The 25,861-nt window shown below is 67.7% G+C and carries 26 protein-coding genes; 18 read left to right on the forward strand and 8 right to left on the reverse strand.

From position 1 onward, the window contains the following. The first annotated feature begins 233 nt into the window (after positions 1-233). From rpmB to HDC96_RS08990, 10 genes are all read left to right on the forward strand, one after another. Positions 234-470: a 50S ribosomal protein L28 gene (rpmB, locus tag HDC96_RS08945; RefSeq protein WP_019185625.1), complete on the forward strand. Its 237-nt coding sequence runs from the start codon at positions 234-236 to the stop codon at positions 468-470. Between the two features lie 10 nt (positions 471-480). After that, positions 481-648, forward strand: a complete 168-nt coding sequence (rpmG, locus tag HDC96_RS08950) for a 50S ribosomal protein L33 (protein ID WP_172407465.1) — start codon at positions 481-483, stop codon at positions 646-648. Positions 649-802: 154 nt separating this feature from the next. Continuing rightward, a complete protein-coding gene (gene cls, locus HDC96_RS08955) occupies positions 803-2,221 on the forward strand; it encodes a cardiolipin synthase (protein ID WP_179459701.1) in 1,419 nt (472 codons plus the stop codon). A gap of 36 nt (positions 2,222-2,257) precedes the next feature. Beyond that, positions 2,258-3,649 carry an FAD/NAD(P)-binding protein gene (locus tag HDC96_RS08960; RefSeq protein WP_179460370.1) on the forward strand — a complete coding sequence of 464 codons (1,392 nt, stop codon included), beginning with the start codon at positions 2,258-2,260 and terminating at the stop codon, positions 3,647-3,649. 63 nt (positions 3,650-3,712) lie between these two features. After that, entirely contained in the window at positions 3,713-5,902 is a 2,190-nt protein-coding gene (gene uvrD, locus HDC96_RS08965) for a DNA helicase II (protein ID WP_179459702.1), read from the forward strand. Positions 5,903-5,917: 15 nt separating this feature from the next. Continuing rightward, positions 5,918-6,244, forward strand: coding sequence for a low molecular weight protein tyrosine phosphatase family protein (locus tag HDC96_RS08970; protein ID WP_179459703.1), 327 nt, complete (start codon positions 5,918-5,920; stop codon positions 6,242-6,244). Between the two features lie 141 nt (positions 6,245-6,385). Next, positions 6,386-6,940 (forward strand): hypothetical protein, encoded by a 555-nt coding sequence (locus tag HDC96_RS08975; protein ID WP_179459704.1) that lies wholly within the window; start codon positions 6,386-6,388, stop codon positions 6,938-6,940. Between the two features lie 198 nt (positions 6,941-7,138). Then, positions 7,139-7,396, forward strand: coding sequence for a hypothetical protein (locus tag HDC96_RS08980; RefSeq protein WP_179459705.1), 258 nt, complete (start codon positions 7,139-7,141; stop codon positions 7,394-7,396). A 49-nt stretch (positions 7,397-7,445) separates the two neighbouring features. Beyond that, positions 7,446-8,015, forward strand: a complete 570-nt coding sequence (locus HDC96_RS08985; RefSeq protein ID WP_179459706.1) for a sugar O-acetyltransferase — start codon at positions 7,446-7,448, stop codon at positions 8,013-8,015. A 76-nt stretch (positions 8,016-8,091) separates the two neighbouring features. Next, positions 8,092-8,538: a universal stress protein gene (locus HDC96_RS08990; RefSeq protein ID WP_121040915.1), complete on the forward strand. Its 447-nt coding sequence runs from the start codon at positions 8,092-8,094 to the stop codon at positions 8,536-8,538. A gap of 130 nt (positions 8,539-8,668) precedes the next feature. On the opposite strand, the gene HDC96_RS08995 is transcribed toward HDC96_RS08990, so the two are convergent. Both HDC96_RS08995 and HDC96_RS09000 read right to left on the reverse strand, forming a co-directional pair. Beyond that, positions 8,669-8,908, reverse strand: a complete 240-nt coding sequence (locus HDC96_RS08995) for a hypothetical protein (protein ID WP_179459707.1) — start codon at positions 8,906-8,908, stop codon at positions 8,669-8,671. 82 nt (positions 8,909-8,990) lie between these two features. Further along, positions 8,991-9,272, reverse strand: coding sequence for a DUF2782 domain-containing protein (locus tag HDC96_RS09000; RefSeq protein ID WP_176987810.1), 282 nt, complete (start codon positions 9,270-9,272; stop codon positions 8,991-8,993). A 97-nt stretch (positions 9,273-9,369) separates the two neighbouring features. Here HDC96_RS09000 and polA point away from each other — a divergent pair, with 97 nt between their 5' ends. Both polA and HDC96_RS09010 read left to right on the forward strand, forming a co-directional pair. Further along, a complete protein-coding gene (gene polA, locus HDC96_RS09005) occupies positions 9,370-12,141 on the forward strand; it encodes a DNA polymerase I (protein ID WP_179459708.1) in 2,772 nt (923 codons plus the stop codon). Between the two features lie 359 nt (positions 12,142-12,500). Further along, positions 12,501-12,974: a YetF domain-containing protein gene (locus tag HDC96_RS09010; protein WP_176987812.1), complete on the forward strand. Its 474-nt coding sequence runs from the start codon at positions 12,501-12,503 to the stop codon at positions 12,972-12,974. A gap of 114 nt (positions 12,975-13,088) precedes the next feature. Here the strand turns inward: HDC96_RS09010 and hemF are convergent, their stop codons facing one another. Genes hemF through HDC96_RS09035 form a run of 5 tightly spaced genes read right to left on the reverse strand, consistent with a single transcriptional unit; the run spans position 13,089 to position 19,175 of the window. Next, positions 13,089-13,985 carry an oxygen-dependent coproporphyrinogen oxidase gene (gene hemF, locus HDC96_RS09015; RefSeq protein ID WP_179459709.1) on the reverse strand — a complete coding sequence of 299 codons (897 nt, stop codon included), beginning with the start codon at positions 13,983-13,985 and terminating at the stop codon, positions 13,089-13,091. Positions 13,986-14,037: 52 nt separating this feature from the next. Then, positions 14,038-15,678: a hypothetical protein gene (locus tag HDC96_RS09020; protein ID WP_179459710.1), complete on the reverse strand. Its 1,641-nt coding sequence runs from the start codon at positions 15,676-15,678 to the stop codon at positions 14,038-14,040. Between the two features lie 51 nt (positions 15,679-15,729). Next, positions 15,730-16,329 (reverse strand): hypothetical protein, encoded by a 600-nt coding sequence (locus HDC96_RS09025; RefSeq protein ID WP_179459711.1) that lies wholly within the window; start codon positions 16,327-16,329, stop codon positions 15,730-15,732. Positions 16,330-16,360: 31 nt separating this feature from the next. After that, positions 16,361-16,780: an NUDIX domain-containing protein gene (locus HDC96_RS09030; protein WP_179460371.1), complete on the reverse strand. Its 420-nt coding sequence runs from the start codon at positions 16,778-16,780 to the stop codon at positions 16,361-16,363. A gap of 28 nt (positions 16,781-16,808) precedes the next feature. After that, a complete protein-coding gene (locus HDC96_RS09035; RefSeq protein ID WP_179459712.1) occupies positions 16,809-19,175 on the reverse strand; it encodes a S9 family peptidase in 2,367 nt (788 codons plus the stop codon). A 320-nt stretch (positions 19,176-19,495) separates the two neighbouring features. On the opposite strand from HDC96_RS09035, the gene HDC96_RS09040 reads away from it, so the two are divergent. Then, positions 19,496-20,893, forward strand: coding sequence for a cytochrome ubiquinol oxidase subunit I (locus HDC96_RS09040; protein ID WP_179459713.1), 1,398 nt, complete (start codon positions 19,496-19,498; stop codon positions 20,891-20,893). Between the two features lies 1 nt (position 20,894). Then, positions 20,895-21,908 (forward strand): cytochrome d ubiquinol oxidase subunit II, encoded by a 1,014-nt coding sequence (gene cydB / locus HDC96_RS09045; RefSeq protein WP_179459714.1) that lies wholly within the window; start codon positions 20,895-20,897, stop codon positions 21,906-21,908. Between the two features lie 677 nt (positions 21,909-22,585). Here the strand turns inward: cydB and HDC96_RS09050 are convergent. Then, positions 22,586-23,608, reverse strand: a complete 1,023-nt coding sequence (locus tag HDC96_RS09050; protein WP_257018677.1) for a pteridine-dependent deoxygenase — start codon at positions 23,606-23,608, stop codon at positions 22,586-22,588. 182 nt (positions 23,609-23,790) lie between these two features. Between HDC96_RS09050 and HDC96_RS09055 the strand changes: the two genes are divergently transcribed. The 4 genes from HDC96_RS09055 to HDC96_RS09070 are packed head-to-tail and all read left to right on the forward strand — an operon-like array spanning position 23,791 to position 25,849. After that, positions 23,791-24,528 carry a beta-ketoacyl synthase chain length factor gene (locus tag HDC96_RS09055; RefSeq protein ID WP_179459715.1) on the forward strand — a complete coding sequence of 246 codons (738 nt, stop codon included), beginning with the start codon at positions 23,791-23,793 and terminating at the stop codon, positions 24,526-24,528. Beyond that, complete coding sequence (locus tag HDC96_RS09060; RefSeq protein ID WP_179459716.1) at positions 24,521-25,324, forward strand: lysophospholipid acyltransferase family protein; 804 nt, start codon at positions 24,521-24,523, stop codon at positions 25,322-25,324. Before HDC96_RS09055 ends, HDC96_RS09060 begins: the two co-directional genes overlap by 8 nt. Further along, on the forward strand, positions 25,311-25,571 hold the full coding sequence (locus HDC96_RS09065; RefSeq protein ID WP_019185497.1) for a phosphopantetheine-binding protein: 261 nt from the start codon (positions 25,311-25,313) through the stop codon (positions 25,569-25,571). The genes HDC96_RS09060 and HDC96_RS09065 overlap by 14 nt, the downstream gene beginning before the upstream one ends. Before the next feature lie 20 nt (positions 25,572-25,591). After that, positions 25,592-25,849 (forward strand): acyl carrier protein, encoded by a 258-nt coding sequence (locus HDC96_RS09070; protein ID WP_176987821.1) that lies wholly within the window; start codon positions 25,592-25,594, stop codon positions 25,847-25,849. The last annotated feature ends 12 nt before the right edge of the window (positions 25,850-25,861 follow it).

Consider the following 25,861-nt stretch of genomic DNA (forward strand, 5'->3'; position numbering starts at 1 on the left):
TGTCATGGGACCGGGATGGCGCGCCTGGCCCAGGCCAGCTTGCCGCAGGCCCCCGGAGCGGGCATAATGCGCGGCTCGCTGTGTCCAAAAACCTTTGGATCGGTGGCCGGGAACACGTCATCCGGCCCGCCCTCGACAGCGTAACCCCTTGATTCTCATGACGTGTGGCGGGAAACCGCCGAGGCCGCCGTCGCCCGGGCTATGGGCTGACAACTACTTTATCGAGGTGCGCAATGTCCCGCGTATGCCAAGTTTCCGGCAAGCGAGTGCAGACGGGTAACAACGTCTCGCACGCCAACAACAAGACCCGCCGTCGTTTCCTGCCCAACCTGCACGAGCGCCGCTTCTGGGTTGCCAGCGAAAACCGCTGGGTCAAGCTTCGTGTTTCCGCGCATGCCCTGCGCACCATCGACAAGAACGGCATCGACTCCGTTCTGGCTGAGCTGCGTTCGCGCGGCGAAAAGGTCTGAGGAGTAAACGATCATGGCAGGCAAGCGCGATAAGATCCGTCTGATTTCGACGGCCAACACTGGCCACTTCTACACGACGGACAAGAACAAGAAGAACACCCCCGGGAAGATGGAATTCCTGAAGTACGATCCGGTCGTGCGCAAGCACGTCCTGTACAAGGAAGGCAAGATCAAGTAATCCGAAAGGGTTCTTGAGCTTCCCGACGAAAAACCCGCCCTCGTGGCGGGTTTTTTGTTGGCCGACGATACGTGGAGCCGGCCAGCGGCCGGCACTACCGGTTGCATGCAGCGGCCCATGGCAGAATGCGGTTCCCCTCCCGACGGGCGACGCGATGCTGTTCGAGTGGCTGCTGGGTTCGTGGTTGTTGATGCTGGATTGGCTGATCCGGCTGGCCGCGCTGTTGTGGATTCCCAGCCGCACCACGCCCGGTGCCGCACGCAGCTGGTTGCTGCTGGTCGGCTTCGTGCCGCTGCTCGGGCTGCCGCTGTATCTGCTGTTCGGCCATCCGTGGTTGTCGCGCCAGCGCGTGCAGCGCCAAGCCGAAGCGTCCCAGGTGATCCGCGAGGAGCAGGCCCTGCAGCCACCGCTGCGCTGGACGCCCCCGCCGGACACGGCCACCGCCGAGATCGTGCCGCTGATCGAGCGCCAGGGCGACTTCATGCCCATCCATGGCAACGCGGTGGACCTGCTCACCGATTACGACGCCTCGCTGCAGGCACTGATCGAGGACATCGACCAGGCGCGCGAGCGCGTGCACCTGCTCTACTACCTGATGTTCGACGATGCGGTCGGCGAGGCCATCGTGCAGGCGCTGCAGCGGGCCGCGGCGCGTGGGGTGCACTGCCGGTTGCTGCTCGATGCGGTCGGTGCCAAGCGCGGGCTGCGCCACTATCGGCACCGCCTGCAGGCGCTCGGCGTGGACGTGCGCGCGATGCTGCCCGGCGGCCTGCGCTGGCGCCGCAGCGGCCGCATGGACCTGCGCAACCACCGCAAGATCGCGGTGATCGACAACCGCGTCGGCTATATCGGCTCGCAGAACCTGGCAGGACCGCAGTTCGTCGCCGGCTACCCCAACAAGGAGCTGGTGGCGCGCGTGCGCGGGCCGGTGGTGGCGCATCTGGAAGCGGTGTTCGCCAGCGACTGGTACATGGAAACCGGGCAGCGCCTGGACGTACTCGCAGCGGTGCCGGTGTGCTCGGCCGACGTGCCGACCCAGCTGCTGCCCAGTGGCCCGGCGTATCCCTTCAGCAATGCGCGCGATGCGGTCAACGCGCTGATCCATCTGGCGCGGCGGCGCATCGTGCTGGTCACGCCGTATTTCGTGCCGGACGAGGCGACCCTGAGTGCGCTGCGCATCGCGGCCTTGTCCGGCGTGCAGGTGCAGCTGATCCTCTCGGCCGGCACCAACCAGCGGCTGACCTCGTGGGCACAGGAGGCGTACTACGATGAACTGCTGCGCAGCGGCGTGCGGATCGCGCTGTACGCGCCGCACTTCCTGCATGCCAAGCACCTGACCGTCGATGAGGACATCGCCCTGGTCGGCTCGATCAATCTCGACATCCGCTCGTTCGCGCTCAATGCCGAGATCGGCATGCTCTGCTATGACGCTGGCATGGTGCGCCAGCTGGCGCAGATCGAAGCCGACTATCTCGAACACGCGCATCCACTGGACCTGGCGACGTGGCTCCAGCGACCGGCATGGAAGCGCAGCCGCGAAGGGATCGCGCGGCTGGCCGATGCGTTGATGTAGTGCGCTGTGACGCACGTGGACGGCCGATCCACGCGCATCGCCTACAATCCGGGCATGACTGCGTCCGATACCCACCGCCAGTGTGATCTGGCCATCGTCGGCGGCGGCGCTGCCGGCGTCCTCGTCGCGCTGCAGGCCCTGCGCCATGCAACCCGACCGTCACGCATCGTGCTGTTCGAGCCGGCCTCGGTCCTGGCCGAAGGCATCGCCTTCGCCACACCGTGGCCGGAGCACCTGCTGAACGTGCCGGCCGGCAAGATGAGCGCGCTGCCGGATCAGCCCGCGGATTTCCTCGATTACCTGCTCGACGGCGATGCGGTTCCCGACGTGCCGCGCACGGTGCTCGCGGACCAGTTCGTGCCGCGCCGCCACTATGCCGCCTACCTGCGCGCCCGGCTGGAGCAGGCGCGCGCGCACAGCGCGGCGGCGCTGGAGGTGGTGGAACAGCCGGTGTTCGCGCTGCAGCCCGATGCACACGGCGTGCAGCTGCGGCTGGATGACGACATGACCTGGAGCGCGCGGCGGGTGGTGCTGGCCTGCGGCAACAGCATGCGCCCGCTGCCGGTTGCCGGTGCCGATGCCCTGCCGCCCGCGCAGGTGGTGGAAGCCTGGGACTACGACGGCGTACGCGTGCTGGCCGGCGATGACGATCTGGCCATCATCGGCTCCGGCCTGAGTATGGCCGACAGCGTGGTTGCGCTGGCCGCCGCCGGGCATCGTGGGCGCATCTTCGTCCTGTCGCGCCACGCGCTGCTGCCCTTGCCGCAGGCGCACGGCGCACCGGTCAGCTTTGACCCGCAGCCGCTGTTGGCGATGCCACTGCGCCAGCGCGTGCGGGAACTGCGCGCGCAGGCGCGTGCGGCCGTCGCCCAGGGCATCCCGTGGCAGAGTGTGATGGACCGCATCCGGCCGATGGGCCAGGCGCTGTGGTTGAGCCTGGGCGAGGGGGACCAGCGCCGCTTCCTGCGCCACGTGGTGCGCTATTGGGACGTGCACCGCCACCGCATCGCCGAATCGGTGCATGCCCAGGTCGCCGAGCTGGAGCGCAGCGGCCAGCTGCAGCGCCACCGCGCCCGGCTGGACACGGTGCTGGTGCAGGAAACCGGGCTGCAGCTGCACGGGCGCAGCCCGGGCAACGGCCTGCCACCGCTGACCGTAGCGGCGGTGATCAACGCCACCGGCGTGGAGACCCGCGCGCTGTCCATGCGCAATCCGCTGATCCGGCAGCTGCTGGCCGACGGGCATGCGCGCCCGGGGCCGCATGGCCTTGGCCTGGATACCACGGTGGAAGAGGGCGGCCTGATCGACGGCCGTGGCCAGCCGCAGCCGGCGATCCGGGTGGTCGGCAGCCTGCGCATCGGCACTCTGTGGGAGAGCCTGGCGATCCCGGAGCTGCGCGGACAGGCCGAGCGGGCCGCGCGCGGCTGAACCTGTTCGATCCGGGCGCCGGGTAAGGGCCCGGAGCGACCCGCCCGAGGGTAAAATGGGGACATGGATGTTTCCCACTTGCTCGACGGGTTGAACCCCGCCCAGCGCGAAGCTGTGTCCGCCCCGCCCGGCCACCATCTGGTGCTTGCCGGTGCCGGTTCCGGCAAGACCCGCGTGCTTATCCACCGTATCGCCTGGCTCAATGAAGTCTGCGGCGTGCCGACCCATGGCATTTTTGCGGTGACCTTCACCAACAAGGCCGCCGGCGAGATGCGTCACCGCATCGACCTGCAGCTGCCACAGGGCAGCCGTGGTGCCTGGATCGGCACCTTCCACGGCCTGGCCCACCGCCTGCTGCGCCTGCACTACCAGGACGCCAAGCTGCCCGACAGCTTCCAGGTGCTGGATTCGGACGACCAGCTGCGGCTGGTCAAGCGCGTGGTCCAGCAGTTGGAGATCGACGACGGCAAGTTCCCGCCGAAGCAGATCGCCTGGTGGATCAACGAGCAGAAGGACGAGGGCCGTCGCCCGCAGCATATCCAGCCCGAGCCGCATGATGCGTGGCTGGAAACCATGCGCCAGGCGTATATCGCCTATCAGGAGCGCTGTGATCGCGCCGGCCTGGTCGATTTCGCCGAGCTGCTGCTGCGCGCGCATGAACTGCTGCGCGACAACCCGGCGCTGCTGGCCCACTACCGCTCGCGCTTCCGCGAGATCCTGGTGGACGAGTTCCAGGACACCAACGCCATCCAGTACGCCTTCGTGCGCGTGCTGGCCGGCGACAGCGGCCATGTGTTCGTGGTCGGCGATGACGACCAGGCCATCTATGGCTGGCGCGGCGCCAAGGTCGAGAACGTCCAGCGCTTCCTCAAGGATTTCCCGGGCGCGCAGACCGTGCGCCTGGAGCAGAACTACCGCTCCACCGCCAACATCCTCGGCGCGGCCAACGCGGTGATCGCGCACAACCCGGACCGTATCGGCAAGGAGTTGTGGACCGACAGCGGCGACGGTGACCCGATCGATCTGTACGCGGCCTACAACGAGATGGACGAGGCGCGTTACGTGGTCGAGCGTGCGCGCCAGTGGGTGCGCGATGGCGGCAGCTACGGCGACGTCGCCGTGCTCTACCGCAGCAACGCGCAGTCGCGTGCCTTCGAAGAAGCGCTGCTCTCCGAGCAGGTGCCGTACCGCGTGTACGGTGGCATGCGCTTCTTCGAGCGCGCCGAAATCAAGGATGCGCTGGCGTACCTGCGGTTGATGACCAACCGCAACGATGACGCGGCATTCGAGCGCGCGGTCAACACGCCGACGCGTGGCATCGGCGACCGCACCCTGGATGAAGTGCGCCGCTTGGCGCGTTCCCACGCGATCTCGCTGTGGGAAGCCACCATGCTGACCACCCAGGGCAATGCGCTCGCCGCGCGCGCACGCAACGCATTGGCCGGCTTCCTGGTGCTGGTCAACCAGCTCCAGGCCGAAGCCGACGAGATGACGCTGGCCGAACGCATCGACCACGTGCTGGTGCGCTCGGGCCTGCGCGAGCACTGGTCCAAGGAAAGCCGCAACGCGCTGGATTCGGAATCGCGCGCGGACAACCTGGACGAACTGGTGTCGGTGGCCTCGCGCTTCGTCCGTCGCGAAGACGATGTCGAAGAAACCCAGGACATGAGCGAGCTGGTCGCGTTTCTCGCCTACGCCTCGCTCGAGGCCGGCGAAGGCCAGGCCCAGGCCGGCGAAGAGGGCGTACAGCTGATGACGCTGCACGCCGCCAAAGGCCTGGAGTTTCCGCTGGTGTTCCTGGCCGGCATGGAAGATGGCCTGTTCCCGAGCGCGCGCTCGCTGGAAGAAAGTGGCCGGCTGGAAGAAGAGCGTCGCCTGGCCTACGTGGGCATCACCCGCGCGCGCCAGAAGCTGGTGCTCTGCTACGCCGAATCGCGCCGCATCCACGGCCAGGACAACTACAACGTGCCTTCGCGCTTCCTGCGCGAAATCCCGCGTGAGCTGGTGAACGAAGTGCGTCCGAAGGTGCAGGTCTCGCGCGGTACCTCGCTCGGCGCCAACCGGGTGATGGGCCATGCGGCGCTGGAAGCACCGCCGCTCAAGCTGGGCGCGATGGTCAACCATCCCAAGTTCGGCGAAGGCATGGTCACCGACTACGAAGGCAGCGGCCAGCACGCCCGCGTGCAGGTCGAATTCATCGAGGCCGGCAGCAAGTGGCTGGTGATGGCGTACGCCAATTTGACGGTGCTCTGAGCAGGTGTGTCACGGATGACGCGCCACGTGCTCTTCATCTGCAGCCAGAACCGCCTGCGCAGCCCGACCGCTGAGCAGGTGTTTGCCGATTGGCCGGGCATCGAGACCGCTTCTGCGGGTCTCAAGCCCGATGCCGACGTACCTGTCAGTCCCGAACTGCTGCAGTGGGCCGATCTGATCGTCGTGATGGAGCGCGCTCACCGCAGCCGGTTGGCCAGCCGCTTCCAGCGCTGGCTCGGTGGCAAGCGCATCGTGTGTCTGGATATTCCGGACGATTACGCGTTCATGGCACCTGCGCTGATTGCGTTGCTGCAGGCCAAGGTGCCACCGCTGCTGCGGTGAGCCGAGGCAGGCGCCCGGCGGATGCGACGATGTCTGCGGCAGTACCGGCCGCTGGCCGGCTGCGCTTTACTGTGGCGGTGTCGGGAGCCGGCCAGCGGCCGGCACTACAATGGCGTCACCCTCTTCGAACAGGCCCCCGCCATGACCGATGCGCCGCTGCACCTCACCGTCAAATTGAACGCCAGGCTCCAGCCGGAGCATCGCCATGAGCTGTTCGAAGACCCGCTGGATGCGCTGCTGGGCAGTGCCGAGCTGGGCGAGATCACCGGCGGTGGCACGGCGCTGAGCGAAGAAGGCGAAGTGGATTACGGCGATATCGAGATCGCGTTGAACGATCCGGCCTCGCTGCCCGGCGTGATCGAGCTGCTGGAGCAGCTGGGTGCGCCCAAGGGTTCGCTGATCCAGCGCGAAGGCGCTCCCGATCAGCCGTTCGGCGTTACCGAAGGCCTGGCCTTGTATCTCAACGGCACCGATCTGCCGGACGAGGTCTATGAGCAGTGCGATTCGAACCATGTGTTCGAGCAGATCGTCGAGCGCATCGACGGCCACGGCGAGATCTGCAGCTGGTGGCAGGGCCCGACCGAGACCGCGCTGTATCTGTATGGCGCCTCGTTCGACACCATGCATGCGCGCATCGCCGATCTGCTGGCGAGCTACCCGCTGTGCCAGGGCGCACGCGTGGTGCGTACCGCCTGATCAGCCGTCCGGCGCGTGGCCTGCGCTGCAGCACGGGCAGCGCAGGCCTGCGCTATCCGCGTTGCGGTGGGCCAGGGCGCCTCGCTTCATCCCGGATCGCCCCCGACTCATCCCGGATTTCACGCAGTTCGTCGCGTGCCGCTTGTCGCTCCCCGGGCCGGCGCCCAGAGTCTGCCCCTGTCCGCTGGGAGCGCACTCGTGAACAAGGGAATTCCGTATCTGCTTGCTGCACTGGTCCTGCTGACATGGTCGGCAGGCTGGGCCGAGCCGGTGCTGGCCCTGTTCCAGCACGCCCAGACCTGCCTGGCCGGCGGTGGCGACTTCGACCTGCTGCGCCTGCGCTGCCAGCCGCAGCCCAGCGTGGTGTACATCGGCCGGGCGACGCGGTGGTTCTGGCTGGGTGGCATCGTCTTCGCGGTGGTCGCATTGCTGGGCACGCGCTACAAGGCGCGCTGACAGGCGGGCGGCCAACCGGCATCATCAGGCTCTGTCCGAAGGAGGCCATATGGGTCCGAGCGAGAAGGAAAAGATGCTGTCCGGGAAGCTGTATCGCCCGGGCGACCCGGAGCTGCAGGCCGACATGGCCGCGGCCAAGGTCTGGATGGTCCGCTACAACGCGGCACTGGCCGAGAGCCCTGCCGCGCGCCGCGCGCTGCTGCGCGAGCAGCTCGGCGCGGTCGGCGAGGGCGCGGTGATCCGGCCGCCGTTCCATTGCGACTACGGCTACAACATCCGCCTGGGCCAGGGCGTGTTCCTCAACTACAACTGCGTGATCCTGGACGTGGCCGAGGTCAGCATCGGCGATGGCACCCAGATCGGTCCCGCAGTGCAGCTCTACGCCGCCGACCACCCGCGCGATCCGCAGGCGCGTGCCGAGGGCCTGGAGTCGGCCAGGCCGGTGCGGATCGGCCGCAACGTGTGGATCGGCGGCGGGGCGATCGTACTGCCCGGCGTCAGCATCGGTGACGATGCGGTGGTAGGCGCGGGCAGCGTGGTCACCCGCGATGTACCGGCCGGCGCGACCGTGGTCGGCAACCCCGCACGCGAGGTGCCGGCACGGCCGCACCGCGATTGATCCAGCTCAAGGCGTCGCGTCCACATCGGGTGTGCAATGGTGGTGTCCCCATTGCCGATCCCCAAGGAGCTCTGTCATGTACAAGCGCATCCTGATTGCCACCGATGGTTCTGAGCTGGCCGAGAAAGGCCTGGCCAAGGGCCTGGAGCTGGCCAAGGACCTCGATGCGGAGGTCGATATCGTGACTGTCTCCGAGCCGTGGGCGGTCGGCATGTACGACGCCATGGGCTGGAGCGTGGGCTACATGAACACGCCCGAGTACAAGGCCGACCGCGAAGAGACCGCGCAGAAAGTACTGCAGCCGGCCAAGGCCGCCGCCGAAGCGCAGGGCCTGCGTACCGCCACCGTGCACGTACTGGACCGCTATGCCGCCGACGGCATCATCGATACCGCCACCGAGCGCGGCAGCGACCTGATCGTGATGACCTCGCATGGCCGCCGCGGCGTCACCCGCGTACTGCTCGGCAGCCAGACCGCCGAGGTGCTGGCCCGCAGCACGGTGCCGGTGCTGGTCATCCGGTAACGGGAAACCGGTATCCGGTAACGGAGACACCGGTAGTGCCGGCCGCTGGCCGGCTCCTCGGGTAGTCCGATGCAAGCGCAGCCGGCCAGCGGCCGGCACTACGCATCCGTTGCGCAGCGTGCGCGTCCGGTCAGTCGCGCAGCTTCAACGTCTGCGATTCATCCAGCGTGCCATCCGGCTGCAACACGACGTAACGCTCGCCGCTGCGGTCGAACAGCACCGGGATCGGGTCACGGAACAGGGGGCGGCGCACGAAGCGCAGCTGCCAGCCGAAATGTTCGAGTGTCTCCACCGCCTGGCGCTGCTCTGCGGTCAGGCCGGCGCGCAGTTCAGCCGGATTCGGAGCGTTGCGGCGTTCGGATGTGGTCATCGAGCGTAGACGTGCAGGGACGGGCTTGCTGCCCCGGCCACCGCGTGCGGACACGGGGCGGCGGGGCGGACACCAGCGGAGCTCACCAGCTGTAGAGCTTCCAGTAGACCGGCGAGACGCCGTCCTTGTCGCTGTCCATGCGGCCATCGCCGTTCTGGTCGTACATGTAGAACGGCGCGCCGCGCGACGGAGTTACCTTGACCATCCGCAGCTGGCCACCGACCCGGTATTCCTCGATGGTGTCGCCATTGTCCTGGACGGTCTTGAGCACGTCGGCACCCGAGACATCGACCGGGGGCCTGCCGCCACCACCGGTGGCACAGCCGGCCAGCGCGAGCAGGCCTGCGAGCAACAGAATCTTCATGGGCCGGGAGTCCTTGGGCGAAGAAGGCCTGATTATGCCCGATGGATCGTGAGCCCGGTGCCGACGACGGTCAGGGCCGGGCGCGTAGAATCGTCACATGAGCCGATTAGTCCTGATTGACGGGTCCAGTTACCTGTATCGCGCGTTTCACGCGCTTCCGCCGCTGACCAACGCACACGGTGAACCCACCGGTGCCTTGTTCGGTGTGGTCAACATGCTGCGCGCCACCCTGAAGGAGCGCCCCGAGTACGTCGCCTTCGTGGTCGATGCGCCCGGCAAGACCTTCCGCGACGACCTGTATGCCGACTACAAGGCCAACCGCCCGCCGATGCCCGACGACCTGCGCCCGCAGATCGAGCCGATGTGCCGCATCGTCGAGGCGCTGGGCCTGAGCATCCTGCGCATCCCCGGCGTGGAAGCCGATGATGTGATCGGCACGCTGGCCCTGCAGGGCCACCGCGATGGTCTGCAGGTGACCATCTCCACCGGCGACAAGGACTTCGCCCAGCTGGTCCGCCCGGGCATCGAGCTGGTCAACACCATGACCGGCAGCCGCATGGATTCGGACGCGGCCGTGATGGAGAAGTTCGGCGTGCGCGCCGACCAGATCGTCGACCTGCTGGCGCTGATGGGCGACGCGGTCGACAACGTGCCCGGCGTGGAGAAGTGCGGGCCCAAGACCGCCGCCAAGTGGCTGGCCGAGTACCAGCACCTGGACGGGGTGATGGCGGCGGCGCCGACCATGAAGGGCAAGATCGGCGAGAACCTGCGCGCGGCGCTGGAGCGCCTGCCGCTCAACCGCGAGCTGGTCACGATCCGTACCGATGTGCCGCTGGAAGTGACGGCGCAGACGCTGCCGCTGCGCGAGCCGGACGTGCCGTCGCTGAGCGAGCTGTACCTGCGCTACGGCTTCACCCAGGCCCTCAAGGAGCTGGGCGGCCCCGTACCGGCCCCGGCCGCTGCCAGCGATGCCCCGGTCAGCCTGCGCGGCACCGCGGCCGGCTACGCCCGTGCCACGCCGGATGACGCGGTGGTGCCGGTGGACCCGGCGCTCTCCGCCCCCGGCGAGTACGAGATGGTGCTGACCACCGGGCAGCTGGAGGCCTGGGTGCAGCGCCTGGCCGATGCCGAGCTGATCTCCTTCGATACCGAGACCGACGCGCTGGACGCCATGCGCGCCAATCTGGTCGGCATCAGCCTGGCGGTAGAACCGGGCCGGGCCGCGTACATCCCGGTCGGCCACGACTACCCGGGCGCGCCAGCCCAGCTGCCGCGTGAACAGGTGCTCGAGGCGCTGCGCCCGGCCCTGGAGGATCCGTCCAAGAAGAAGCTTGGCCAGCACGGCAAGTACGACCTGCACGTGCTGCGCCGTCACGGCGTGAACCTGCAGGGGTATCACGACGACACCATGCTCGAGAGCTTCGTGCTCAATTCCACCGCCACGCGCCATGACATGGACTCGCTGGCGATGCGCTACCTGGGCTACACCACGATCAAGTTTGAGGAGGTCGCCGGCAAAGGCGCCAAGCAGATCTCGTTCTCGCAGGTCGGCCTGGACGAAGCCTGCCGCTATGCCGCCGAAGATGCCGACGTGACCCTGCGCCTGCACCACGCGCTGCAGCCGCAGCTTCAGGCCACGCCGTCGCTGGACAGCGTCTACCGCGACATCGAGATGCCGCTGGTGCCGGTGCTGGCGCGGATCGAAGCCAATGGCGTGCACATCGACATGGCCGAACTGCGCCGGCAGAGCCAGGACCTGGGCTCGCGCATGCTGGCCGCCCAGCAGAAGGCCACCGAACTGGCCGGGCGTACCTTCAACCTGGATTCGCCCAAGCAACTGCAGGCCGTGCTGTTCGACGAACTACAGCTGCCGGCGCTGGTGAAGACCCCCAAGGGCCAGCCCAGCACCAATGAAGAGGCGTTGGAGGCAATCGCCGAGCAGCACGAACTGCCGCGCGTGATCCTGGAGTACCGCGGGCTGGCCAAGCTGCGCAGCACCTACACCGACAAGCTGCCGGAGATGATCAACCAGGACACCGGGCGGGTACACACCAGCTACCACCAGTCCGGCGCCGCCACCGGCCGGCTGTCGTCCTCCGATCCGAACCTGCAGAACATCCCGATCCGCACCGAGGACGGCCGCCGCATCCGCCGCGCTTTCGTGGCCCCGCCGGGCCGCAAGATCCTGGCCTGCGATTACTCGCAGATCGAGCTGCGGATCATGGCCCACCTCTCCGAGGACCCGGGCCTGGTGCGGGCGTTCGAGCAGGGCGTGGACGTGCACCGGGCGACCGCGGCGGAAGTCTTCAGCCGGCCCCTGAACGAGGTGACCTCCAACGAGCGCCGCGCCGCCAAGGCGATCAACTTCGGCCTGATGTACGGCATGAGCGCGTTCGGGCTGGCCCGTAACCTGGGCATCGACCGCGGCCAGGCCCAGGACTACGTGGCTCTGTACTTCAGCCGCTACCCGGGCGTGCGCGACTTCATGGAGCGCATGCGCCAGCAGGCCCGCGAGCAGGGCTATGTCGAGACGCTGTTCGGCCGCCGCCTGTACCTGAACGACATCAACGCCCGCAACCAGGGCCTGCGCGCCGGTGCTGAACGGGCCGCGATCAATGCCCCGATGCAGGGCACCGCCGCGGACATCATCAAGCGCGCCATGGTGAACGTGGACAGCTGGCTACAGGACCACGGCGACCAGGCCAAGATGATTCTGCAGGTGCACGATGAACTGGTGTTTGAAACCGAAAGCAGTTTCCTCGATACCTTGCGTTTGAAAGTCGTTGAATTGATGTCCTCCGCCGCCGAACTGCGTGTTCCGCTGGTGGTGGATGCGGGCGTGGGCGACAACTGGGACGAGGCGCATTGAGGCCTCAAAATCACGTCGAAAGGCTGAATCGGTTCAGTGCCCCGCGATAATCTGACTGTTGGATGAATGTTTAGGGGGAGAGGTCCGGATTAATTGGGCCCCTTCACGAACTATCAATGTTCGGGGTGCTTTTATAGACCTCGACAGGCGCAATGCCTGTTGTGGATCTCTCCCATCCCCTGGAGCAGATCTCGGAACGGGGGCTCCTCCCCAAGCGCCCGTTCCCCGGCCCCGCTAACCTCCCCCTGGTTGGCGGGGCTTTTTATTTGTGGCGTTGGAACATGCCCGCCCGCGAAGCCCGGCCATTGCCTCGCGCCGGGTGCCGGCCCATGCTGGCCTGACCAGCCCGGGGAGAGGCAATGAGCGACCTGTTTGCATTGGCCATGCCGTGGTGGGAATTCATCCTGCGCGCGGTGGTGGTGTACGCGGTGGTGCTGGGCATGGTGCGGCTGTCCGGCAAGCGCGCGCTGGGACAGATCACGCCGTTCGACGTGCTGCTGATCGTGCTGCTCGGCAACGCGGTGCAGAACGCGCTGCTCGGCGAAGACACCTCGCTGGGGGGCGGCCTGCTGCTGGCGGCGACCCTGATCTCGATCAACTACGGCGTGGGCTGGCTGAGCACGCGCAGCCGTCGCGTGGAGACCCTGGTCGAAGGCGAGCCGATCCTGATCGCCCGCGACGGCAAGGTGCTCGATTCGGTGCTCAAGCGCGAACTGGTCACCCCGGCCGATCTGGACGCGGCGATGCGTCAGCAGGGCTGCCTGTCGATCGACGACGTCGCCCTGGCGGTGCTGGAGATCAACGGACACATCACGATCGTCCCGAAGAAGTAAAAAATAACGGGGACGGAGGTAGTTAAGCGCCCGCGCTTAACTACCTCCGTCCCCGTTAAAGCGCTGGCGGTGCTGGAGATCAACGGGCACATCACGATCGTCCCGAAGAAATAATCAGACCCAGTCGCGCGGTACCAGGTAATCCGCCAAACGCGCCTCATCGCTGCCGGCCTCCGGCTGGAAGCCATACTCCCAGCGCACGCGTGGCGGCAGGCTCATCAGGATGCTTTCGCTGCGCCCGCCGCTCTGCAGCCCGAACAGGGTGCCGCGGTCGTAGACCAGGTTGAATTCGACGTAGCGGCCGCGACGGTACAGCTGGAACTCGCGCTCGCGCTCGCCATACGGGGTGTCCTTGCGACGCTCGACCAGCGGCAGATAGGCCTCCAGGAAGCCATCGCCGACCGCGCGCAGATAGGCGAAATCGCGCTCGAAATCGCCGTGCAGGTCGTCGAAGAACAGGCCACCCACGCCGCGCGTCTCGTTGCGATGGCGCAGGAAGAAATACTCGTCGCACCAGCGCTTGTGCGCGGCATAGCGCTCCTCGCCGAACGGCGCGCACAGATCGTGCGCGACCTGGTGCCAATGCCGCACGTCCTCGTCGATCGGATAGAACGGGGTGAGATCGAAGCCGCCGCCGAACCACGACGCGACCGCCACGCCATCGCGCTCGGCACGGAAGTAGCGCACGTTGGCATGCGTGGTCGGCAGGTAGGGATTGGCCGGATGGAACACCAGCGACACGCCGGTGGCGCGCCATGAGGCACCGGCCAGCTCCGGGCGATTCGCCGAGGCCGACGGCGGCAGGCGCGTGCCGGCCACATCGGAGAACCCGATCCCGGCCTGCTCGAAGACCGCGCCATCGCGCAGGATGCGGGTGCGGCCACCGCCGCCCTCCGCGCGTTGCCAGACATCTTCGGCAAAACGGGCCTGGCCGTCGGCGGTTTCGATCGCCGCACAGATGCGGTCCTGCAGGTCGGTCAGATACGCGCGGACGCGGTCGAAGTCGTTCATGGGCGCTACTTTACCGCAGGCCGGTGCACGGCCTGCGTGTGCCCACGTGAGCTCAACGGCCGCCTTTGCGGTTGGTGCTCTTGCTGTTTTTCGTCGGGGCGGGCGTTTCGGACGGCGGGTCCTCGGCATCCGCGTCCGCGTCCGCGTCGCCTTCAGCCGCCATGCGCTCGGCGATCTGCTCCAGCCCGGCGCTGACCTGCATCAGCCCCCAGTTGCGGGTCGCGTGGACATCGCAGGCGACGTGCGTGCCTTTGCCATCCTTCGCGCAGATCGAGGCCATCTGCTCGGGCAGCGCCTCGTCACCGGTGTGTTCGTAGACGCTGGCCAGGTTCTCGCAGCCTTCGCGCACACCGGCCGTGCACAGCTTCAGATAGAACGGTGCCGCCTCGGCCCAGCGGTTGCGCAGGGCCAGCTGGTGGCCGGCGGCATTGCAGCCCTGCAGCTTGCCGGCCGCGCAGCAGGCCTGGGCGCCGCCCTCACGGCCCAGCGTCGGGCAGTCCTGCGGCAGCGGGGTTTCGACGAAGACCACCGGCGCGCTGCACTGCTGCGCCTCGCCGGTGCGCTCGTAGTAGCTGAAGCGGTTCCAGCTGTCCATGCCGATCAGGTTGCCGTTGGCCAGAAGTTTGAACACGAAGTCGTCGCCCTGGTCATGGCGTACGCGGATGTCCCCATCGACCAGGCGCGCGCGCAGCTTGCCGCCGAAGCCGCTGGCGAGCATGCCGCCATCGCCGAACGGCAGATGGTCCATCAGGCCCTGGCTGGCCACGTAGCTGCCGCAGGGCAGGGCGGTGGCTGCCTGCGGAGTCAGTGCCTGGGCATCCAGCTTGGCCAGCGGCGCCGCGCGTTCACAGGCGCGCGGGTCCTTGCCGCGGCTGCAGGCCCGCTGCAGGGCATCGCGGGCGGGGACCAGGCGGCCGGCCTCCCACAGGGCCTCCGCAGCCTTGGCGCAGAACGTGCCGCTGGTCTGTGCCTGGCAGATCGTGGTGATCTCATCGAGCTGCGCGGCCGGCAGCGGCGAGGCATCGGCGGCGGCGAGCCCGCCGAGCAGGGCCTTGGCAAAGGCCTGGCCCATGGCGTCACGCGCGGCCTCCAGGCAGGCGGCCTGGTCGTAGTCGGCGGCGTCGGGTTTGCAGACCTCCGGCTCGGCCATATCCGGGCTGTCATCCTGCGTGGCGGCCAGCGTCCTGGCTTCTTGCGCCTCGGACTGGAAGTTGGACAGCAGGCGCTTGCAGGCGGCCGGGACATCCTCGCGGCACCACTGGCGGAGGCGGTCGTTGCTGGCGAAAAGCATGTCGTCCAGGCAGGTGCCGATCTCGGCCCGGCAGGACGCAGCGGGGAATACCGTGGCGGGGCGACAGGGGGCGGCCTTCTGCAACCGGTACGCGTTGAATCGGTCGCTGAGCAGGCGGCCGCCGTCCTCCACGGTCAGCGCGCCGACGCCGCCGTTGTCCAGGTCGGCCAGCTTCAACTCGTTGCCGAGGCGGCTGAGCAGGTACGGTTCGGGCGCCTGCCCGGGGATCTGCCGATAGCCCTGGTTGGCGCTCTCCAGCGTCAGGGTGGTGCCGGTGTCCTCGGCCAGGAAGGTACCGCAGACAATGGCCTGGGCCGCTGCGGGCAGGCTGATCGCCGTGAGCAGGGTGAACAGCGTCGCGCGCCAGCCGTGGCGGCGCAGGAGGGGGAGGGAAACAGTCACACGATCATCCTTGCAGGTCGTGCAGCGCACCGCGGCGCTGCGGGAAACATTTCAGCGGCGGAACAGCGCACGCACATCGGCCGCGCACAGGCGCACGATCAGCCAGCCCTGCAGCACCGCGAACGCCAGCGCGGTCACGCCGGCGAGACCGCTGCAGATCACGCGCTGCACGCGCAGCTCACTGCGCAGCTTGAGCAGTTCGATTGACAGGGTGTCATCGGGTATCTGCGCGAGCAGGTGGCGGAACGCATCGTCCAGCAACCACGCGGCGATCACGTTGAGCACGGCGGTGACCGCCAGCAGCACGATGAACAGCGCCCACGCCCAGCGCCAGCGACGCAGCATGCCCCAGCACGCGACAACGCCCATGAGGCTTGATATGCACAGCAGCACGTTGGCCAGCACCGGGTGGTTGAGCAGCCAGCGCAGCGAGCCGGGCAGCCAGTGCAGGTCCTCATCGGCCAGCAGCGCCTGCAGCGTCTCCGAGGCTGACAGGGGAATGGCCACCAGCGCCAGCACCGCCCACAGCGCCGCCGAGGCCAGGCAGACCAGCAGCACGGACTTGAGCAGGGGCGCGAGGAACGCAGGTGCGCCATCGCCGCTGGGGCGTGGCGTGAACGAAGGCAATTGCGGGGGGAACGACGCTGACATCCGGTGTCCTGGTTGGGGCAGGCCACGACGTCTAGGTCGCAGCCACCGCGTTCGCGGCTGCGGGCAGGATATGGTCTGCACTCAACGCTGCCAAGCGCACGCCATGCGGCGGGCGCGGCGGCACCCAGGCCAGTTGGGCGATTTCCGCCTGCGCCCGGGGCGTGCCGGTGACCCTCACCAGGTACGCATCGGCGCGCACACGGTGCCCGGCTTCGTGCACTGCCCACGCCTCGAAGCGGCCCAGCGCCACGGCGCTTCCCGCCACCAGGGTGACCCCGAGTTCTTCCTGCAGCTCGCGCGCCAGGGCGACCAGGGGCGCCTCACCGGACTCGGGCTTGCCGCCGGGCTGGATGAAGGTCTCCGAGCCCTGTTTGCGCACCACCAGCACGCGGCCGCCGGCATCGAAAACGACCGCGGCGACGATATCGATCGTCGCCGCGGCGTGCTGCACGTCAGTGGGAACCGACGTCATCGCTGGATTACTTCAGGGTCTGCTCGAACAGCTTGAGGATGCGCTTGTACTGGTCCAGCCAGGAATCGGCACGCACATAGCCGTGGCGCTCCAGCGGATACGGCGCGATCGTCCAGTTGTCCTTGTGCAGCTCGATCAGTTTCTGGGTGAGGTTGACCGAGTCCTGGAAGAACACGTTGTCGTCCATCATCCCGTGCGCGATCAGCAGGTGATCCTGCAGGCCTTCGGCATATTCGATCGGTGACGACGTGCGGTACGCCTCCGGGTCGATGTCCGGGGTGTTGAGGATGTTGGCGGTGTAGCCGTGGTTGTACTGGTGCCAGTCGACCACCGGACGCAGCGCGGCACCGGCCTTGAACGTGCCCGGCGAGCGGAACAGCGCCATGAAGGTCATGAAGCCGCCGTAGGAACCGCCGTAGATGCCGGCGTGGTCGCGGTCGCCCTGCTTGGTCTGGACCAGCCAGTCGAGGCCGTCCTTGTAGTCTTCCAGTTCCGGGTGGCCCATGTTGCGGTAGATCGCCGTGCGCCAGTCGCGGCCGTAGCCTTCGCTGCCGCGGTAATCCATGTCCAGCACGATGTAGCCCTTCTGCACCAGCAGGTTGTGGAACATCTGCTCGCGGAAGTAGGCGGGGTAACGCTGGTGCACGTTCTGCAGGTAGCCGGCGCCGTGCACGAACATGGCGATCGGGTACTGCTTGCCCGGCGCGAAGGTCTCCGGGCCGTAGTACTTGGCCCAGACCACGCCGGCACCGTGCTTGGACGGCACCTGCACCAGCTTGGGCTGGATCCACTCGCGCGCCTTGAATTCGGCGCTACGGGTATCGGTCAGCATCTTGGCCTGGCCACCGGCGGTGGGCACCACGGCCAGCTGGGTCGGCAGGTAGGCACCGGAGTAGCGGACCAGCAACTGCTGGCCGTCCGGGGAGAGCGAGAAGTCTTCCACGCCATTGAGCGAGGTCAGCTCACGCACCTGCCTGCTGGCGTTGTCGACCGCGCACACTTCGTAGTCGCCGGGCGACTGCTGGTTGCACAGGAAGTAGAACCCGCGGCCATCGGCGCTGGGGACCGGCATCGAGGTTTCCCACTTGCCGCCGGTCAGCGCCTGCGGCCTGGCCGTGCCCTGCTGGGTGTACAGGTGCGAATAGCCGGACTCTTCGGACAACAGCCACAGCGTGCGGTTGTCGTTGGACCAGCCGAAATCATTGAAGCTCCAGTTGATCCAGGCGCTGTCGGTCAGGCGATGACGCGTCTCCAGCTTGCCGCTGGTCGGGGTCACGCTGGCGATCCAGCGGTCCTTGTTGTCGTTGGCGCGCAGCATGATCGCGGCCTGCTGGCCATCGGGGCTCCAGCGGATGCCGGGCGCACCGGGGCCCCCGAGCACTTCCACCGGGCGGTTGCCCTTCAGGGCGTCCTTGCCGGCCGCCTTGCGCAGCGCGGCCAGCGGGTCGGTGGCGATGCCCGGCAGGCCATCCAGCGACAGCGGCTTGACCGTGCCGGCAACGGCATCGACCAGCCACAGCGCGTTCGGTTCCGGATCGTTGCGGCCGACGCGGGTGCGGGTGTCTTCGAACTCTTCGTAACCGGATTCGGTCACGTATTTGGGCATCTTGCCGCCGCGGCCTTCATCGAAGCTCTTCGGCTTGGTCACCACGATCAGGGTGCGCGCATCGGGCGAGAGCACGCTGTCGACGATCTCCACGTCGGCGCCCAGATACACCGGGCCCGGTGCGCGGGTGCCGTCGGCACGGCGCCAGCTGGCTTCCTGTGCCTTGAGCGCCTCGCGCTGGGCGCGGTCGTTGCGCAGCGTGGCCAGGGTGCGCAACTGCTGCTCGCGCAGGGTGTCGGCCTTGGGGGCGTCGTCCGGGTTCTTCTCGGCCTTCAGGCTGGCCACCTGCTGCACGCCGGCGGCGGCGGTCCAGTGGAACCAGTCCTGGCCAGTGCGCCAGATCACCCCACCGTCGCGGGCGAAATTGACCGCGGCGGACTTTTCGGTGCTGCGGGTCAGCTGGGTCAGCGCGCCGCTGCGCAGGTCGCGCACGAACACATCGCCATTGCGCACGAAGGCCGAGCGCTGGCGCGCGCTGTCGTAGACCGGGCTGTCCACGTCGAGGGTGCCGCGCTGGTCATCGCCGACCTGGGCGGCCACGCCACCGGCCACCGGCTGGCGGAAGGTGTCGCGCACCGGGCTGCCGGTGCGCTTGAGCTGGTACTCGACCTGCTGGCTGTTCCAGGACCACCACGCGCTCTCGACCGGCGGACCGATCCAGTCCGGGTCGGCCATCGCCTGCTCGATGGTGATCGGCGTCGGCGCCGCATGGGCAGCGCCGCCGAGAGCGGCGAGCAGCAGCAGGGACAAAGGCAGCGTTCTGGGCATTGCGGGCGGCACCGTAGTGGAAAACCCTGCAAGCGTAGCAGCCGCAAGGGCCGGGGGAGGGGGCCACAGGTCATGGGCGTGCGCTCATGAGCGACGGCAGGTGGATCGGGCGCTGGGCCCCCATACCCTTTCCGGCGAATGTCCTCCGGCGTCGGCCTGCGGCCGCCACCTCCTCCTTTATTTCGCCTCCAAGGGTATGGGGGCCCAGCGCCCGACCCACCTGCGACAAAGTGAAGCAGCGCGTCACCGGGTCGCATGTGCCTTTCACGGATACAGGCCCAGACTGGTGCGGATTTCCAGAAACCAGGCGGAGGCGTCACGTGGACGCGTTGTTGTTGTCGCGGATCCAGTTCGGGTTCGTCATCAGTTTCCATGTGCTGTTCCCGGCCTTCACGATCGGTACCGCCAGCTGGCTGGCGTTTGTCGAATCGCGCTGGCTGCGGACCGGCAATCCGGTGTGGCGCGAGCTGTATTTCTTCTGGCAGAAGATTTTCGCCGTGTCCTTCGGCATGGGCGTGGTCAGCGGCATCGTCATGGCCTTCCAGTTCGGCACCAACTGGCCGCGGCTGAGCGAGGTCGCCGGGACGGTGATCGGACCGCTGCTGACCTACGAAGTGCTCACCGCGTTCTTCCTGGAGGCCAGCTTCCTGGGCGTGATGATGTTTGGCTGGGGCAAGGTCTCGCCGCGCCTGCATTTCTTCTCCACCTGCATGGTGGCGCTGGGCACGCTGGTGTCCACGTTCTGGATACTGTCCTCCAACAGCTGGCTGCAGACGCCGGCCGGTTACGAAATCATCGACGGCATCGTGCACCCGCAGAACTGGTGGCAGGTGGTGTTCAACCCGTCCTTCCCGTATCGCCTGGCGCACATGGCGCTGGGCTCGTTCATCACCACGTGCTTCGTGATCGGCGGCGTGGGCGCGTGGTACCTGCGCAAGGACGTGCACCGCGAGGCCGGGCGCAAGATGCTGCTGGCGGCGGTCGGCTTCGCCGCGCTGACGGTCCCGGTGCAGATCTTCGTCGGCGACATGCACGGCCTGAACACGCTCAAGCACCAGCCGATGAAGATCGCGGCGATGGAAGCGCACTGGCACTCCGAAGGCGAGGGCAAGGGCGTCCCGCTGGTGGTGTTCGCGGTGCCCAATGAAAAGGCCGAACGCAATGACTACGAAATCGCGATCCCGCGCCTGGGCAGCCTGATCCTGACCCATTCGCTGGACGGCAGCTTCGAGCCGCTGACCTCGGTGCCCGCCAGCGATCGGCCCCCGGTGGTGCCGGTGTTCTTCGCGTTCCGGGTGATGGTCGGGCTGGGCACGCTGATGCTGCTGCTGGCCTGGGTCTCCGCGTTCCAGTGGTGGCGCGGCAAACTGCTGCAGTCGCGCTGGTTGATCCGCGGTTGGAACTGGATGCTGCCCAGTGGTTTCATCGCGCTGATCTCGGGCTGGTTCGTGACCGAGATGGGCCGGCAGCCGTGGGTGGTCTACGGCGTGCTGCGGACCGCCGATGCGGTGGGTCCGCAGAGCGCGTGGATGACGGCGCTGTCGCTGGGCGTGTACATCGTCGGCTACGCGTTCGTGTTTGGCTGGGGCGTCTGGTACCTGGTGAAGATCATCCGTACCGGTCCCAAGCCGCACGATCCGGCGCCGAAACTGGATGCCGGCAGCCACACCCCGGCGCGGCCGCTGTCCGGTGCCGATGAACCGCTGGAGGAGCGCTGAGATGGAGATGACGACCTGGCTGCCCGTGGCATGGTTCGCGGTGATCGGTTTTGGTGTGCTGATGTACGTGGTGCTGGATGGCTTCGTCCTCGGCATCGGCATCCTCGCGCCGATGGCCGAGGATGAAGAACAGCTCGACATCATGATGAACACCGCCGCCCCGATCTGGGACGGCAACGAAACCTGGCTGGTGCTGGGCGGGGCCGGCCTGATGGCGGCCTTCCCGAAGGCCTACGCGGCGCTGCTGTCGGCGCTGTACCTGCCGGTGCTGCTGCTGGTGGTGGCGCTGGTATTCCGCGGCGTGGCGTTCGAATTCCGCTTCAAGGCGCACCGTTCGCGCAGGTTGTGGAGCGTGGCGTTCGGCCTGGGGTCGCTGCTGGCCGCCTTCGCGCAGGGCGTGATCCTGGGCGCGCTGGTGCAGGGCCTGCAGGTGGTGGACGGCCGTTACGTCGGCGGCGCGTTCAGCTGGTTCAGCCCGTTCTCCATGCTGACCGGCGCGGCGGTGGTGTTCGGTTACGCGCTGCTGGGCAGTACGTGGCTGATCCTCAAGACCGAAGGCCGCGAGCAGACCTTTGCCCGCACCTTGACCCGCCCGCTGGTGGTGGCGGTGATCGTGTTCATGGGGCTGGTCAGCGCCTGGCTGCCGTTCCTGGATTCGCGCCTGATGGCGCGCTGGTTCAGCGATGGCAATTTCTGGTGGCTTTCGCCGGTGCCGTTGCTGACCCTGGCGGTCGCCACGGCGCTGTGGCGCAGCGCGATGCACCCCAAGCGCGACCTGCCGCCGTTCCTGCTGACGCTGGCCCTGTTCGTACTCGGCTTCATCGGCCTGGTGCTGGGCATGTGGCCCTACCTGCTGCCGCCGAGCATGACCTTGTGGCAGGCGGCCGCGCCGGCATCGTCGTTGAGTTTCAGCCTGGTCGGGCTGGTGATCCTGCTGCCCGTGATCCTGGGCTACACGGCGTGGTCGTACCGGGTATTCCGCGGCAAGGTGCGGGCGGATGTGGGGTATCACTGAGGCGTCGGCTGGTCGTTGTCCTGATGGGGCGAGGGCGGCCACCCCCTGCCGGGACGCGCCGTAAAACCCATCCATGGGGGCTCGTGAGCGGCTTGCGCGTGTACGCACTCCTGCGTACACGGCAAGACCGGGGTTGGGCGTCCTGCCCAACCCGCCGGACGCATGCGTCGGGCCCATGCCGCTCCAACGGTCCCGTCAGGGGGTAGCCACCCTCTCCCTGGACACTTCGCGTTGCCGGTGGAAAATGGCAACAGGAAAAGCCGGTGCGAGAAGAAAAAGTGTCAGGCAACCGATCGGGCGCCGTCTGTTTTTGATGTTACCCATGCGCACCAGCCAACTGTCGAAGGGGCGGTGTGGGTGGGGTGGCGGGACCATGTGTTGCCATGGATGGCAATGAGCTTACATGGGTGAAGGCGCATTGCTCGCGAGGCACTGCCTCGCATGCGACTGAACGCACAGCCGTCAGCGGCTGGGCCGGGCCGCGGAGCGGGACTTGCAGCGGGTCCCGACAACCCACCCACGCCGACCCAGGCCAGGCAGGGCCGGCAAATCAAGGCTTTTAGCTTCTAAAGGTTTGCAGCTGCTCAACGAGTGGTTGGCTGCGAAAAGAGCAGCCGACCAGCGGTCGGCACTACAGGGGCCTGCAGCCGGCGAAGGGAAGGACAGCCGCCGGGAACTCAGCCGTGCAGCCCCTCGATCTCCACCAGCAGCTCCGCACGACACACCTCGGCGTGCAGCACCACGAACGGTGGCGCCGTCGGCAGCGCCGCCATCTGCGCCGCCACCGCCGCCATATCCTCCGCACGACGCACATACACCTTCAGCACCGACGTCGAGCCCAACACCGGTGACAGCGACGGCCGCTGACCGCGCGCCGTATCCACCAGACTCTGCAGATTCGTCAGCGTCTCCCGCAACTGCTCATCCACCGCCCCCGTGTGCTGCGACACATGCCCCACGATCGCCGCCGTCCCCGACTGCAGCAACGGCAGGCCCGTGGCCAACGGCGGCAGCAGCGCCCGCGAAAAACTCGGCGACTGCGGCCCGTACTGGCGCGGATAGCGGAACGCGCTCACCTGGCGCGGATTCTCCAACGGCTGGCCCGGCTCGCGCGCCGACAACCAGTACACCTGCAGGCGGCGCTCGCCATCGAAACGGCCAATGCACGTCGCCGCCGGCAGCGCGGCTTCATCCAGTTCACGCAGGCCCCGCACGCGGCCCACGCAGAAACGCCGGTAGCGCTCCTGATCGCCCTCGCCCTCGGTCACCGCATCCAGATAGTTCCAGGTCCGCAACAGATGCGGATACCCGCAGCGCGACAGGAACGCGCTCATCCGCGCATAGGCCTCGGCCGCGGCGGTCTCGATGTCGCTGTCGATCTCGTCGATGTCCAGCACCCCGAACAGCAGCTGGCCGTTGTGCGACCAACGCACGCCGTCGGTGACACCGTGCTCGACGGGCGTGCCACCACGCCACACCTCGACCTGCGCCGGGCCCTGCTCGGCCAGCGGCACCTGCAGCCAGCGCGGGTCCGCCCGCGGCGCGGGATGCAGGCCGAAGCCGAACACCGCCAGGGTGTGCGGGTCGGCCAGGGCCGCGTCACGCTGCGCCGCCGGGACATAGGCGACATGGAACAACGCAGGTCCGGAGGAAGGGGAAGCGACTGCCGGGGCCGTTGCGTTGTCGATCGTGTTGCTCATTTCAGAATGTGAATGCTGCCAGTGCCGAGAGTGTCATGATAGCGTGCGCTCCTTTCTCGGCACCGCCACCGGTGCCAAGGCGATGTCGACGACAGGCGTGGAATGGCTGGCATGGGGGGCCGTTCTGCGTTGCCACCATGGCTCGTGCCTTCTCTTGGTACCCATCCATCATGTTGGCGGGAATGATTGAGTTTTCTGTAATCGATTGGGCGGCGTGGGCGCCGGGCATCTCGACCCGGGCGGAGTGGCAGGCGTGGGCGAAGGCCCCCTGGCTGCCGGCCGGCGACGATACCCCGGCGTTGTCCGAAGTGCCGGCCATGCAGCGGCGCCGGATCGAACGGCTGGGGCGCATGGCGATCCAGACCGCGTGCTGGTGCGAGCAGTCCGACGACGGTGGCCAGGTGCCGCTGGTGTTCGCCTCGCGCCATGGCGATGTGGCCCGCTCGATGGAACTGCTCAACACCTTGAGCGCGGACCAGCCGATGTCGCCGACCGGCTTCGGGCTGTCGGTCCACAACGCGATCGCCGCGCTGTACTCGATCGCCCGCGGACATCGGGGCAACTATCTGGCCCTCGCGGCCGGCCGCGCCACGGTCGAGACCGCCTGCGTCGAGGCCTTCGGGCTGCTCGCCGATGGCGCGCCCGAGGTGCGGCTGGTGGTCTATGAATCCCCCTTGCCACCGATCTACGCCGGCTTCGCCGACGAACCCGACCCGTTCTTCGCCTGGTGCTGGCGGCTGGGACCGGCCGACGGTCCGGGCACCCGGCTGTCGCTGGGCTGGGGCGCCGGCGGCGAGGACCGTCCCTCCCAGGGGCTGCCGCACGGCCTGGAAGCCCTGCGCTTCCTGCTCGACGGCGGGCGGCCTGCGCTGGGGCTGGACGCCGACGGCCAGCGTTGGACCTGGCAGCGCCATGGCTGAGCGTTGGCCGGACCGGATCAACCGTGCCTGGCGGGTGCTGGGCACGGGCCTGAGCTTTGCCGCCTTCGGGATCGGCGGGCTGGTGCTGGGCGGCCTGCTGTTCCTGTCGCTGCTGCTGATCCGCGATCCGGTGCGCCGGCGGGTGCTGGCCCGGCGGCTGGTGCAGGCCGGGTTCGCCACCCACGTGGGCCTGATGCACCGGCTCGGGCTGATGACGTATGACATCCGCGGGGGCGAGCGCCTGCAGCGCAACGGTCTGCTGATCCTGGCCAACCACCCGACCCTGATCGACGTGGTGCTGTTGATCGCCCAGCTTCCCAACGCCGACTGCGTGGTCAAGCAGGCGGTGGCGCGCAACCCGTTCATGCGCGGCCCGGTCCGGGCGGCGGGCTATGTCTCCAATGACGACGGTGCCGGGCTGGTCGACGACTGCATCGCCGCGGTCCGGGCCGGCGGCAACCTGGTGATCTTCCCCGAGGGCACCCGCACGGTGCCCGGCCAGCCGCCGAAGCTGCAGCGCGGGGCGGCCAACATCGCCGTGCGGGGCCGGCTGGACATCACCCCGGTGCGGATCACCTGCACCCCGCCGACCCTGACCAAGGGCCAGAAATGGTATCGTGTGCCATCACGGCGATTTCACGTTCAGCTGGAAGTCGGGGAAGATCTCCCGATTGCCCCGTTTCTGAACGAGACCGGCGATGCGCCCAGGGGGGATGCCTTGGCGGCCAGGCGTGTGACCGATCATCTTGCCCATTACTTCGACTTCGCTGGAGACCCGACCCGTGCAGGCACTTGAGCACGAGATCAAGGAATTGATCATTTCATCGCTTTCACTGGAAGACATTACTCCCGAAGACATCGATTCCGCTGCCCCCCTGTTCGTCGAGGGGTTGGGCCTGGATTCGATCGACGCGCTGGAACTTGGATTGGCCCTGCAGAAAAAGTACGGTGTCAGCCTGTCAGCCGATTCGGAAGAGACCCGTCGCCATTTCTCCAGCGTGCGTGCCCTGAGCGAGTTTGTCGCCGCACGCCAGCCGTCCTAACGGCGCGTCAGGATTTACCCATGACCAAGACCGAACTTTTCGAGCGCATCGTCAAGATCCTCAAGGACAGCTTTGAGATCGAGCCGAGCCGCATCACGCCCGCCGCGCGCCTGTACGACGACCTGGACATCGACAGCATCGACGCGGTCGACCTGATCGTGCAGCTCAAGCCGCTGCTCGGCCGCAATCTGCAGCCGGAAGCGTTCAAGCAGGTGCGTACCGTGCAGGACATCGTGGATGTGGTGCACGGGCTGTTGCCCGGTCAAGCGGCCGCCTGACGGCCATCGCTG

Origin of the sequence: Stenotrophomonas sp. JAI102 (assembly GCF_013409105.1) — a bacterium.
Classification (GTDB): domain Bacteria; phylum Pseudomonadota; class Gammaproteobacteria; order Xanthomonadales; family Xanthomonadaceae; genus Stenotrophomonas; species Stenotrophomonas maltophilia_AA.

Coding starts and splice junctions, on each gene's coding strand:
- polA (WP_179459708.1), top strand. CDS start 9,370: ATGAGCCGATTAGTCCTGATTGACGGGTCCAGTTACCTGTATCGCGCG.
- HDC96_RS08975 (WP_179459704.1), top strand. CDS start 6,386: ATGACCGATGCGCCGCTGCACCTCACCGTCAAATTGAACGCCAGGCTC.
- HDC96_RS09000 (WP_176987810.1), bottom strand. CDS start 9,272: ATGAAGATTCTGTTGCTCGCAGGCCTGCTCGCGCTGGCCGGCTGTGCC.
- rpmB (WP_019185625.1), top strand. CDS start 234: ATGTCCCGCGTATGCCAAGTTTCCGGCAAGCGAGTGCAGACGGGTAAC.
- cls (WP_179459701.1), top strand. CDS start 803: ATGCTGTTCGAGTGGCTGCTGGGTTCGTGGTTGTTGATGCTGGATTGG.
- HDC96_RS09060 (WP_179459716.1), top strand. CDS start 24,521: ATGGCTGAGCGTTGGCCGGACCGGATCAACCGTGCCTGGCGGGTGCTG.
- hemF (WP_179459709.1), bottom strand. CDS start 13,985: ATGAACGACTTCGACCGCGTCCGCGCGTATCTGACCGACCTGCAGGAC.
- uvrD (WP_179459702.1), top strand. CDS start 3,713: ATGGATGTTTCCCACTTGCTCGACGGGTTGAACCCCGCCCAGCGCGAA.
- HDC96_RS09050 (WP_257018677.1), bottom strand. CDS start 23,608: ATGAGCAACACGATCGACAACGCAACGGCCCCGGCAGTCGCTTCCCCT.
- HDC96_RS08990 (WP_121040915.1), top strand. CDS start 8,092: ATGTACAAGCGCATCCTGATTGCCACCGATGGTTCTGAGCTGGCCGAG.
- cydB (WP_179459714.1), top strand. CDS start 20,895: ATGGAGATGACGACCTGGCTGCCCGTGGCATGGTTCGCGGTGATCGGT.
- HDC96_RS09035 (WP_179459712.1), bottom strand. CDS start 19,175: ATGCCCAGAACGCTGCCTTTGTCCCTGCTGCTGCTCGCCGCTCTCGGC.
- HDC96_RS08970 (WP_179459703.1), top strand. CDS start 5,918: ATGACGCGCCACGTGCTCTTCATCTGCAGCCAGAACCGCCTGCGCAGC.
- HDC96_RS09025 (WP_179459711.1), bottom strand. CDS start 16,329: ATGTCAGCGTCGTTCCCCCCGCAATTGCCTTCGTTCACGCCACGCCCC.
- HDC96_RS08995 (WP_179459707.1), bottom strand. CDS start 8,908: ATGACCACATCCGAACGCCGCAACGCTCCGAATCCGGCTGAACTGCGC.
- HDC96_RS09010 (WP_176987812.1), top strand. CDS start 12,501: ATGAGCGACCTGTTTGCATTGGCCATGCCGTGGTGGGAATTCATCCTG.
- HDC96_RS09070 (WP_176987821.1), top strand. CDS start 25,592: ATGACCAAGACCGAACTTTTCGAGCGCATCGTCAAGATCCTCAAGGAC.
- HDC96_RS09055 (WP_179459715.1), top strand. CDS start 23,791: ATGATTGAGTTTTCTGTAATCGATTGGGCGGCGTGGGCGCCGGGCATC.
- HDC96_RS08985 (WP_179459706.1), top strand. CDS start 7,446: ATGGGTCCGAGCGAGAAGGAAAAGATGCTGTCCGGGAAGCTGTATCGC.